The 11731-nt window shown below is 60.7% G+C and carries 10 protein-coding genes; 8 read left to right on the top strand and 2 right to left on the bottom strand.

What is annotated here, in order from left to right; genetic code table 11:
- Together murU and NL123_RS02940 are read right to left on the bottom strand one after the other, a co-directional pair.
- Positions 1 to 675, bottom strand: a complete 675-nt coding sequence (gene murU / locus NL123_RS02945) for an N-acetylmuramate alpha-1-phosphate uridylyltransferase MurU (protein WP_248484947.1) — start codon at positions 673 to 675, stop codon at positions 1 to 3.
- The gene (locus NL123_RS02940) at positions 672 to 1697 is read right to left on the bottom strand and encodes an aminoglycoside phosphotransferase family protein (RefSeq protein ID WP_494357191.1); all 1026 of its coding nucleotides are present in this window, start codon (positions 1695 to 1697) and stop codon (positions 672 to 674) included. The genes murU and NL123_RS02940 overlap by 4 nt, the downstream gene beginning before the upstream one ends.
- Positions 1698 to 1827: 130 nt before the next feature.
- On the opposite strand from NL123_RS02940, the gene NL123_RS02935 reads away from it, so the two are divergent.
- From NL123_RS02935 to NL123_RS02900, 8 genes are all read left to right on the top strand, one after another.
- Positions 1828 to 4638, top strand: coding sequence for an LPS-assembly protein LptD (locus tag NL123_RS02935; RefSeq protein WP_494357190.1), 2811 nt, complete (start codon positions 1828 to 1830; stop codon positions 4636 to 4638).
- Positions 4613 to 5953: a peptidylprolyl isomerase gene (locus NL123_RS02930; RefSeq protein WP_248484950.1), complete on the top strand. Its 1341-nt coding sequence runs from the start codon at positions 4613 to 4615 to the stop codon at positions 5951 to 5953. Before NL123_RS02935 ends, NL123_RS02930 begins: the two co-directional genes overlap by 26 nt.
- A complete protein-coding gene (pdxA, locus tag NL123_RS02925) occupies positions 5950 to 6939 on the top strand; it encodes a 4-hydroxythreonine-4-phosphate dehydrogenase PdxA (RefSeq protein WP_248484951.1) in 990 nt (329 codons plus the stop codon). The genes NL123_RS02930 and pdxA overlap by 4 nt, the downstream gene beginning before the upstream one ends.
- A complete protein-coding gene (rsmA, locus tag NL123_RS02920) occupies positions 6936 to 7748 on the top strand; it encodes a 16S rRNA (adenine(1518)-N(6)/adenine(1519)-N(6))-dimethyltransferase RsmA (RefSeq protein WP_248484952.1) in 813 nt (270 codons plus the stop codon). The genes pdxA and rsmA overlap by 4 nt, the downstream gene beginning before the upstream one ends.
- 100 nt (positions 7749 to 7848) lie before the next feature.
- Positions 7849 to 8229 carry a Co2+/Mg2+ efflux facilitator ApaG/CorD gene (apaG, locus tag NL123_RS02915; protein WP_010206973.1) on the top strand — a complete coding sequence of 127 codons (381 nt, stop codon included), beginning with the start codon at positions 7849 to 7851 and terminating at the stop codon, positions 8227 to 8229.
- A complete protein-coding gene (locus NL123_RS02910) occupies positions 8229 to 9080 on the top strand; it encodes a symmetrical bis(5'-nucleosyl)-tetraphosphatase (protein WP_248484953.1) in 852 nt (283 codons plus the stop codon). The genes apaG and NL123_RS02910 overlap by 1 nt, the downstream gene beginning before the upstream one ends.
- A gap of 9 nt (positions 9081 to 9089) precedes the next feature.
- Positions 9090 to 9419: a thiosulfate sulfurtransferase GlpE gene (gene glpE / locus NL123_RS02905; RefSeq protein ID WP_248484954.1), complete on the top strand. Its 330-nt coding sequence runs from the start codon at positions 9090 to 9092 to the stop codon at positions 9417 to 9419.
- A gap of 285 nt (positions 9420 to 9704) precedes the next feature.
- Positions 9705 to 11627: a PrkA family serine protein kinase gene (locus tag NL123_RS02900; protein WP_494357189.1), complete on the top strand. Its 1923-nt coding sequence runs from the start codon at positions 9705 to 9707 to the stop codon at positions 11625 to 11627.
- The last annotated feature ends 104 nt before the right edge of the window (positions 11628 to 11731 follow it).

The raw sequence follows: 11731 nt of genomic DNA, 5'->3' as shown, positions 1-11731 counted from the left end.
CTACTGCCCCGCTGTCAGCAGGGTTTCGACCTGCGCCAGGCGCTCCAGCGTGCCGACATCAATCCAGCGTCCCGCCATGTGTTCCCCCGTTACCAGACCTTTGGCCATGGCGGTCCGCAACAGCGGCGCCAGCTTGAAGGCACCCGCGCTGCACCCCTCGAACAGCTTGGGGTCGAGCACGGAAATGCCACTGAAGGTCAGGTTATCGGCACCGGCCGCCGCATCATGAAGCAAACCCTGATCCAGGTAGAAATCGCCACCCGAGGGGTGATGCGCCGGGTTATCGACCATCACCAGATGGGCCAGGCCCTTGAGCGGTTGCTTGAGCCGGGTGAAGTCGTAATCGGTCCAGATGTCGCCATTGACCACCAGGAAAGGTTCGTCCCCCAGCAATGGCAGCGCCTGGAAAATCCCACCGCCGGTTTCCAACGGTTCGCCTTCGGCGGAGTAACGGATGCGCACGCCAAACTGCGCACCATCCCCCAGGTAACTCTCGATCTGTTGGCCGAGCCAGGCATGGTTGATCACGATATCCGTGAAGCCGGCCTTGGCCAGCGCCTCCAGGTGATACTCGATCAGGCGTTTGCCGCCGGCCTGCACCAGCGGCTTGGGCGTATGCAAGGTGAGCGGACGCATCCGCTCGCCTTTGCCGGCCGCCAGGATCATCGCCCTCATACGCTTGCCTCGGCGGGCTGGCGCAGGCTGGCGAGCAATTCACCCAGTTCGCTCAGCTCCGGGCGGTCGGCCAGCACCGCTTCTATATAGGCAAAGAAGCGCGGCACATCGGCCAGGTAACGTGGCTTGCCGTCGCGATGGCAGATGCGCGCGAAGATGCCGATAACCTTAAGGTGGCGCTGCACACCCATCAGGTCGCTGGCGCGCAGGAAGTCTTCGAAGTCCGCCTGCACCGGGATGCCCAGTTTCGCGGCACGCTCCCAATAGCCGCGCTGCCAGTCCCGCACGCGGGCCTTGGGCCAACTGAGGAACGCGTCCTTGAACAGGCAGGTGATGTCATAGGTGACCGGCCCGTAGACCGCATCCTGGAAATCCAGCACGCCGGGGTTCGGCTCGCTGATCATCAGGTTGCGCGGCATGTAGTCGCGGTGCACCAGCACTTTCGGCTGCGCCAGGGCGCTGTCGATCAGGTGGTCACTGACGCGCTGCCAAAGCGCCTGTTGCTGTGTATCCAACTCGATACCCAGATGCCGGCGTACGTACCACTCGGGAAACAATTCCAGCTCGCGGCGCAGCAGGGCGACGTCATAACTGGGCAGCGGCGCATCCATCGGCAACTGCTGGAAAGCCAGCAAGGCGTCGATGGCATCGGCAAACAAGTGATCGGCATTTTTGTCGTCAATCACGTCCAGGTAGGTTTTTTGGCCCAGGTCATTGAGCAAAAGAAAGCCTCGCGGCAAATCTTCTGCATAAATTTTTGGAACATTTATGCCCGACTTCGCCAGCAAATGAGCGATATCGACGAAAGGTTTGCAGTTTTCCTGGGGGGGTGGAGCGTCCATTACGACAAAGGTCCGGCCCCCCCCTTCCCAGCGGAAGTAGCGCCTGAAACTCGCGTCGCTGCTGGCCGCGGTCAATGTGGCCGGGGGGACGGCGCCCCAGCCTTGAGTGTTGAAAAGGATCGGCAACTGCTCATCCAGCCAGGCTTCCAGCTGTTGTAAACGTAGATCTTGCTCGGGCATTACAAGGGTCTCCGACGGCGCTAGCCGTCAAGCGGGGCATGCTTTATTATCACGCATCTTTTTCAGACCATCGAGAGGCGTGCGGCCCAAACCGCGGGCAGATGGCACGCAGGAAGCCCGGACTAATAAGATGGCATTGAAATCCCCCGCGTTTCGTAGAAAATTTCCGTTGCTGGTAACCGGCAGTCTGCTGGCCCTGCAACCCTTCGCCACCTCATTCGTGGTCGCCGCGGAACAGTATGACTGCTCAGTCTCTGCTTCGGGTGCCTGGGATTGCGCGCCAAAAACCGCCGCAGCCCCACTACCACCACGCCCGGTGCATGACGGTGCAGCCGTCAGCTCCGCCAACAGCACGGCGCAGGCCGATGCTGGCGGCAACGCCGAGGCCGAGCCCAAGACCGCTCTGGTCACCGAAGCCAAGGGCCGTGGCCTGCGTTCGCGCAGCGCCGACTACAGCCACCTGGACTGGGTGCCACGCGACAAGCTGACCGCAGCACAGTTGGCTGAAACCGGCCCTTACTGCGGCGGTGCGTACATCGAGCCGACTCGCCCTGGCATGAACGACAAGACGAACAAGAGCGATGCGCCCACCTTCATCGGTGCCAAGGCCTCTCGTTACGAGCAGGAACAACAGGTGGCAACCCTGGCCGGTGACGTCGTCATGCGCCAGGGCAGCATGCAGCTGGAATCCGAGGAAGCCAGCCTGTACCAGGCCGAGAACCGTGGCGAGCTGAACGGCAAGGTCCGTCTGCGCGACAACGGTGCACTGATCGTGGGCGACCATGCCGAAGTGCAACTCGACACCGGCGCGGCGCAGATCGATAACGCCGAATACGTGCTGCACAAGTCGCGTATCCGCGGCAGCGCGCTGTACGCCAAGCGTGCCGAGAACGCGATCATCCGTCTCAAGGACGGCACATACACCACCTGTGAGCCGGACAGCAACGCCTGGCAGCTCAAGGGCAACAACATCACGTTGAACCCGGCCACCGGTTTCGGTACGGCCACCAACGCGACGTTGCGGATCAAGAACATTCCGATCCTGTACACCCCCTACATCTATTTCCCGATCGACGACCGTCGTCAATCCGGCTTCCTGCCGCCGAGCTTCAGCACCGGCAGCGAAACCGGCTTCACCCTGGTCACGCCGTACTACTTCAACCTGGCGCCCAACTACGACGCCACGTTGTACCCGCAATACATGACCAAGCGCGGCTTGTTGATGGAAGGCGAATTCCGCTACCTCACCAAATCCAGCGAAGGCCAGTTCGGCGGCGCGTACCTGAACGATGACAACAACGAGCGCAGCAAGCAGACCGATTACGAAAAAACCCGCTACATGCTCAACTGGCAGCACAAGGGCGGGCTGGATTCGCGCGTACTGACCCAGGTCGACTACACACGGATCAGCGATCCTTACTACTTCCAGGATCTGAAATCGTTCCAGGAAGGCGTTGAAAGCCGGGATGCTCTCAACCAGCAGGGTTCCGTGACCTACCGGGGCGACTCTTACCAGGCGCGCCTGAACGTCCAGGCCTACCAGCTGGCGACGATCTCCCAGATCACGCCGTATGACCGGTTGCCGCAAATCACCTTCAATGGTGCCTTGCCGTACCATCCGGGCGGGCTGAACTTCACCTATGAGACTGAAGCTGTTCGCTTTGAACGCAGCCTTGAAAAAGGCACGTTTACCGATCAGAACGGGCTTGTGTCGCCTCGCCTGGACACCTATGTCACCGGCCTGACCCGCGCCAACGGCACACGCTTGAACGTTGCGCCAGCCGTCGAATACCCGATGAACTGGACCTACGGTTTTGTCACGCCGAAGCTCAAGTACGTCTACACCAAGTACGATCTTGACCTCGACAGCATCGGCAAGAACCAGGTCATCGCCCAGCAAGCGGCGGCCACTGCGGCCAACCCGTACGCCGGTGGCAACTTCAAGAGCTCGCAAGACCGCGCGGTACCAATCGCCAGCGTCGACAGCGGCCTGTATTTCGACCGCAACACCAACTGGTTCGGCAAAGACTATCGCCAGACCCTTGAGCCGCGTGCGTTCTACCTGTACGTACCGAACAAGGACCAGGCTGACATCCCGGTCTTCGACACCAGCGAGTACTCGTTCAGCTACGCCTCGCTGTTCCGTGACAACCGCTTCAGCGGCTCCGACCGGATCGGCGACGAGAACAAACTGTCCCTGGGCTTGACCAGCCGCTGGATCGAAGACAATGGCTTCGAGCGTCAACGCGTGTCCGTGGGCCAGGCGGTTTACTTCAAGGATCGTGAAGTGCAACTGCCAGGTATCCTGGCCGCCGACCGTGCCGACGCACGTTCCGATGTTTCGCCAATCGCCCTGGACTACGAGTTCCGCTTCAACCGTGACTGGCGCGCCACTGCCGACTACAACTGGGACACCGAGGAGCACAGCCCTCGTTCCGGTAGCGCAATGCTGCACTACCAGCCGGAAGACAACCCGAACAAGATCATCAACGTCGGTTATCGCTATCGCAACGACCAGGTCGTCTACAACCAGCTGACCGGCAAATGGCAGTTCGGTGGTGACTACGGGCAGCCAGGTGATCCGAACTTCGTGAAGGATTACTACAAGATCCAGCAACACGACTTCTCGATGATGTGGCCGATCATTCCACAATGGAACCTGATCACCCGCTGGCAGTATGACTACGCCCGCAACCGTACCCTGGAAGCCTTCGGTGGTTTCGAGTACGACAACTGCTGCTGGAAACTGCGCGTCATCAACCGTTACTGGGTTTCCAACGACGAATACAGCCAGATCGCCCCGCTTAACGAAAAGGGTGACCACGGGCTCTTCTTCCAGATCGTCCTCAAAGGACTCGGCGGCCTGACCGGCGCCAAGGTAGAGAGCTTCCTCGACAAAGGCATTGAAGGTTATCGTGAACGTGAAGACCAAGCTTTCTGATTGTCTGCGCCCGCTAGTGCTGGGCGCGCTGTTCCTGGGTACCGCTTCGGCGCACGCTGCAGTTCAGCAACTGGATAAGGTCGTGGCCATCGTCGATAACGATGTGATCATGCAGAGCCAACTGGACCAGCGCGTCAAGGAAGTCCAGCAAACCATCGCCAAGCGTGGCGGTGGCGTGCCACCGACGAGTGTCCTGGACCAGCAGGTGCTGGAACGCCTGATCGTCGAGAACCTGCAACTGCAGATCGGTGATCGTTCCGGCATCCGTATTTCGGACGAAGAACTGAACCAGGCCGTTGGCACCATTGCCCAGCGCAACAACATGAGTATCGATCAATTCCGCGCGGCCCTGGCCCACGATGGTCTTTCGTATGAAGACGCCCGTGACCAGATCCGCCGCGAAATGATCATCAGCCGTGTGCGTCAGCGCCGTGTTGCCGAGCGGGTCCAGGTGTCCGAACAGGAAGTGAAGAACTTCCTGGCCTCGGACCTTGGCAAGATGCAGCTCTCCGAAGAACTGCACCTGGCCAACATTCTGATCCCGACTCCGGACAGCGCCAACTCCGAGCAGCTCAATGCCGCCGCCGCCAAGACCCAGGCTATCTATGATCGCTTGAAGGCGGGTGCCGATTTTGCCCAAATGGCGATCGCCCAATCTGGCAGCGACAACGCACTGGAAGGTGGCGACATGGGCTGGCGTAAAGCCGCTCAACTGCCTCCTCCGTTCGACCGTGAACTGAGTGCAATGGAAGTGGGTGGCATCACCCAACCTGCGCGCACACCGGGTGGTTTCATCATCCTGAAGCTCCTGGAAAAACGCGGCGGCGAAACTTCACTCAAGGATGAGGTGCACGTTCGTCACATCCTGGTCAAACCAAGCGAAATCCGCACCGAAGCGCAAACCAAGGAATTGGCCCAGAAGATCTACGACCGCATCGAAAGCGGTGAAGACTTCGCCACCCTGGCCAAGAGTTTCTCGGAAGACCCGGGTTCCGCCCTCAACGGTGGCGACCTGAACTGGATCGACCCGAAAGCCCTGGTGCCAGAGTTCCAGGACGTCATGGCCAAGACCCCGCAAGGCGTGCTGTCCAAACCGTTCAAGACTCAATATGGCTGGCATGTGCTGGAAGTCCTTGGCCGTCGCGCCACCGACAACACCACTCAAGCCCGCGAGCAACAAGCGCTGAACGTACTGCGTAACCGCAAATACGACGAAGAGCTGCAAACCTGGCTGCGTCAGATCCGCGACGAAGCCTACGTGGAAAACAAGCTGCCAGGCGCCAGTCAAACAGGCACCGACCAGGCAGCGCAGTGAAACCCCAGCGTTTTGCGGTGACACCCGGCGAGCCGGCCGGCATTGGTCCTGACCTGTGCTTGCTGCTCGCCTCGCAACCCCAGCCACATCCCCTGATCGCCATTACCAGCCGTGACCTGCTCCTTGAGCGGGCCGCGCAGCTGGGTGTGGCTGTCACTTTGCTGGACGTGGCGCCGGGCAACTGGCCCGATCTGCCCGCCCCTGCCGGCAGCCTGTATGTGTGGGACACCCCACTGCAAGCCAAGGTGATTGCCGGGCAACTGGACAAGGCCAACGCAGCGTTCGTGCTCGAAACCCTGACCCGCGCCGGGCAAGGCTGCATCGACGGCGACTTCGCTGGCATGATCACCGCCCCGGTGCACAAGGGTGTGATCAACGAATCCGGCATCGCTTTTTCCGGCCATACCGAATTCCTTGCCGAACTGACCCACACCGAGCAGGTAGTGATGATGTTGGCCACGCACGGCCTGCGGGTCGCCCTGGTGACCACGCACCTGCCGCTGCGCGACATTGCCGATGCCATCACCGTCGAGCGACTGGAGCGCGTGACGCGCATCCTGCACGCCGACCTGCAACAGAAATTCGGCATTGCCCAGCCGCGCATCCTGGTCTGTGGGCTCAACCCCCACGCCGGTGAAGGCGGCCACTTGGGCCACGAAGAAATCGACATCATCGAACCCACCCTGGAGCGTCTGCGCCAAGAAGGCATGGACCTGCGCGGCCCACTGCCTGCGGACACTCTGTTTACCCCCAAATATCTGGAGCACTGCGATGCAGTGCTGGCGATGTACCACGACCAGGGGCTGCCGGTGCTTAAATACAAAGGCTTCGGCGCCGCCGTCAACGTGACACTGGGCCTGCCGATCATCCGCACCTCCGTCGACCATGGCACCGCCCTGGACCTGGCGGGCAGCGGCAAGATCGATACCGGCAGCCTGCACGTGGCCCTGGAAACCGCCTATCAGATGGCCGAGACCCGTATATGACTGAGCATTACCAACACCGGGCGCGCAAGCGCTTCGGGCAAAACTTCCTGCACGACGCTGGCGTGATCGATCGCATCCTGCGCTCCATCCATGCCAAGCCCGAAGACCGTCTGCTGGAAATCGGCCCGGGCCAGGGCGCGCTGACCCAAGGCCTGCTGGCCAGCGGTGGCCAACTGGACGTGGTGGAACTGGACAAGGACCTGATCCCGATCCTCAACCAGCAGTTCGCCGGCAAGCCCAACTTCAACCTGCATCAGGGCGATGCGCTGAAGTTCGACTTCAACACCCTCAACGCCGCACCCAACAGCCTGCGCGTGGTGGGTAACCTGCCGTACAACATCTCCACGCCGCTGATTTTCCACCTGCTGAACAACGCCGGGATCATCCGCGACATGCACTTCATGCTGCAAAAGGAAGTGGTCGAGCGCCTGGCGGCAGGCCCTGGTGGTGGTGATTGGGGCCGCCTGTCGATCATGGTTCAGTACCACTGCCGTGTCGAACACCTGTTCAACGTCGGTCCGGGTGCGTTCAACCCACCGCCGAAGGTCGATTCGGCGATTGTGCGCCTGGTGCCCCACGCGGTACTGCCGCACCCGGCCAAGGACCATCGCCTGCTGGAACGCGTCGTACGCGAAGCGTTCAACCAGCGCCGCAAGACCCTGCGCAACACGCTCAAAGCCTTGCTGAGTAATGCCGAGATCGAAGCTGCCGGCGTCGATGGCAGCCTGCGTCCCGAGCAACTGGACCTGGCCGCGTTCGTGCGCCTGGCCGACCAGTTGGCTATCCAGCCTGCGCCCGCAGCGGAATAGAGCCTCCCTGGGATAGGCCAGACAGCATGTCTGGCCTAGTGCCCACCTCTTGGCCTAGACTGACCCGCATCTGCTGTCCTCCGCTTTTAAGGCCTCTTGCATGTCCGATCCTCGCTACCAGATCGACGTCAGCGTCGTCACCCGCTTCCTGGCGGACCAATCGCAACCTGAACAGAACCGCTTCGCCTTTGCCTACACCATCACGGTGAAAAACAACGGGCTGGTACCGGCCAAGTTGCTGTCACGCCACTGGGTGATCACCGACGGTGACGGCCAGGTCGAAGAAGTGCGCGGCGCAGGCGTGGTCGGCCAGCAGCCGCTGATCGACAGCGGCGCCAGCCACACCTACAGCAGCGGCACGGTGATGACCTCCAAGGTCGGCACCATGCAAGGCTCGTATCAAATGAAGGCCACCGACGGCCAACTGTTCGACGCCATCATCGCGCCGTTCCGTCTTGCCGTGCCGGGAGCCCTGCACTGATGACGACGTATGCGGTCGGTGACCTGCAAGGTTGCCTGGAGCCGCTCAAGTGCCTGCTTGAGCGCGTAGCCTTCGATCCGGCAAGTGACTGCCTGTGGTTGGTCGGCGACCTGGTCAACCGCGGCCCGCAGTCCCTGGAGACGCTGCGCTACTTATATAGCCTGCGCGATTCCCTCGTGTGCGTACTGGGCAACCATGACCTGCACCTGCTGGCGGCGTGCAACAACATCGAGCGCCTGAAAAAGGGCGATACCCTGCGGGAAATCCTCGAAGCACCCGATCGTGCCGAATTGCTCGACTGGCTGCGCCGCCAGAAAATCATGCATTACGACGAAGGCCGTAACGTGGCCCTGGTCCATGCGGGCATCCCGCCCCAATGGTCATTGAAAAAAGCCCTCAAGTGCGCCGCCGAAGTCGAGAGCGCCCTGGCCGATGACAACCTGTACACCGCCTACCTCGACGGCATGTACGGCAACGAGCCGGTCAAGTGGGACAACGACCTGACCGGCGTCACACGCCTGCGGGTCATCACCAACTACTTCACGCGCATGCGCTTCTGCACCGTCGAGGGCAAGCTGGACCTCAAGAGCAAGGAAGGCGCCGACACCGCGCTTCCCGGCTATAAGCCTTGGTTCGCCCACAAAGAACGCAAGACCCGTGACACCAAGATCATTTTCGGTCACTGGGCTGCACTTGAAGGCAAGTGCGATGAGCCTGGCGTATTCGCCCTCGACACCGGTTGCGTGTGGGGCGGCGCCATGACCCTGATGAACATCGACACCGGCGAGCGTTATAGCTGCCAGTGCGAATCCCCCCTGCCCGTTACACTGCCGGCTGCCGCCAGGCCCTAGGAGCCATCCATGAGCGAATTCAAACGTATCCCTCCCGAACAAGCCCAGGCCCTGCGCGAGCAAGGTGCCGTGGTGGTCGATATCCGCGACCAGCCGACCTACAACGCCGCACACATCACCGGTGCCAAACACCTGGACAACGTCAACATCGCCGACTTCATCCGCGCCGCCGACCTTGACGCACCGGTAATCGTGGCCTGCTACCACGGCAACTCCAGCCAGAGCGCGGCGGCCTACCTGATCAGCCAGGGCTTCTCCGACGTCTACAGCCTGGACGGCGGCTTTGAGCTATGGCGTACGACCTATCCTGCAGAAATTTCCTCAGGCGATTCGCAATAATTTTTTTCACACCCCGCTACCCCGCGTGACGCTTGGGCTTGCGCCGTTTCTGACGAACGGCGCAGCCAAACTAATTGCGCATCGCGCCTTGACCTCTGCGATTCCGAACTATCCTTAAGCGCAGGCCATCCGAATCAGGGGAGAGCCGGTACACCGGCGTGCGGGTCATCGGTAGCGTTTCAGGGTGTTCTGGGGGGAAAACAGCCATTGGCGTTCGTCAATGTCTGCCAGCATCGACTGATTGATCCGGCGTCGGCTCCACGTATCGAGCGAGGTGACGACGTCATGAGTATTTTCAGCCACTTCCAACAACGCTTCGCGTCCACACAGCAGGAAGAACTCACGCTGCAAGAGTATCTTGAACTGTGCAAACAGGACCGCAGCACCTACGCGTCTGCCGCCGAACGTCTGCTACTGGCGATTGGCGAGCCGCAGTTGATCGACACCTCGAATAATTCGCGGCTGTCGCGAATATTCTCCAACAAGGTGATCCGTCGCTACCCGGCCTTTGAAGACTTCCATGGCATGGAAGAATGCATCGACCAGATCGTCTCCTACTTCCGCCATGCCGCCCAAGGCCTGGAAGAGAAGAAACAGATCCTCTACCTGCTCGGCCCCGTCGGTGGCGGTAAATCGTCCCTGGCCGAAAAGCTCAAACAACTGATCGAGAAGGTGCCCTTCTACGCCATCAAGGGTTCCCCGGTGTTCGAGTCGCCCCTGGGCCTGTTCAACGCCACGGAAGATGGCGCGATCCTCGAAGAGGACTTCGGCATCCCGCGCCGCTACCTCAACACCATCATGTCGCCCTGGGCCACCAAGCGCCTGGCGGAGTTCGGCGGTGACATCAGCCAGTTCCGCGTGGTCAAGCTCTACCCCTCCATCCTCAACCAGATCGGCGTGGCCAAGACCGAACCGGGCGATGAGAACAACCAGGACATCTCGGCGCTGGTGGGCAAGGTCGATATCCGCAAGCTCGAGGAATACCCGCAGAACGACGCCGACGCCTACAGCTACTCGGGCGCACTATGCCGGGCCAACCAGGGCCTGATGGAGTTCGTGGAGATGTTCAAGGCACCCATCAAGGTGCTGCACCCACTGCTGACCGCCACCCAGGAAGGCAACTACAACAGTACCGAAGGCCTCGGTGCGATTCCGTTTACCGGGATCCTGCTGGCCCACTCCAACGAATCGGAGTGGCACACCTTCCGCAACAACAAGAACAACGAAGCCTTCATCGACCGGATCTATATCGTCAAGGTGCCGTACTGCCTGCGGGTCAGCGATGAAATCAAGATCTACGACAAGCTGCTGTTCAACAGCTCCCTGGCCAAGGCGCATTGCGCACCTGACACCCTGAAGATGCTTGCCCAGTTCACCGTGCTGTCGCGCCTCAAGGAGCCGGAAAACTCGAACATCTACTCGAAGATGCGCGTGTACGACGGCGAAAACCTCAAGGACACCGACCCCAAGGCCAAGTCGATCCAGGAATACCGCGACACCGCCGGTGTGGATGAGGGCATGAACGGGCTCTCGACGCGTTTTGCGTTCAAGATCCTGTCCAAGGTCTTCAACTTCGACCCCCACGAAATTGCTGCCAACCCGGTGCACTTGCTCTATGTGCTGGAACAGCAGATCGAACAGGAGCAATTCCAGGCGGAAACCCGCGAACGCTACCTGCGTTTCCTCAAGGAATACCTGGCACCGCGCTACATCGAGTTCATCGGCAAGGAAATTCAGACTGCGTACCTGGAGTCCTACAGCGAGTACGGCCAGAACATCTTCGACCGCTACGTGCTGTACGCCGACTTCTGGATCCAGGACCAGGAATACCGCGACCCGGAAACCGGCGAGATCCTCAACCGCGTGGCCCTCAACGAGGAACTGGAAAAGATCGAAAAACCCGCCGGCATCAGCAATCCGAAGGATTTCCGCAACGAAATCGTCAACTTCGTGCTGCGCGCCCGGGCCAACAACAACGGCAAGAACCCGACCTGGCTCAGCTACGAGAAACTGCGGGTGGTCATCGAGAAGAAAATGTTCTCCAACACCGAGGACCTGCTGCCGGTCATCAGCTTCAACGCCAAGGCCAGCAAGGAGGACCAGCAAAAACACAACGACTTCGTCACACGGATGGTCGAGCGCGGCTACACCGACAAACAGGTACGGCTGCTATCCGAGTGGTACCTGCGGGTGCGCAAATCGCAGTAAGGCAGCGACAGGCGTGCGCTGCCGGGCTTCTGGCCTGGCAGCCGACCGCTTGTCTCTAAGCTTCCAGCTCGCGGCTTGAAGCTTGTAACGTGAAGCTGCCCGGA

Source organism: Pseudomonas sp. FBCC-B1565, assembly GCF_059133265.1.
This window is presented reverse-complemented; position numbering and strand designations above follow the sequence as displayed.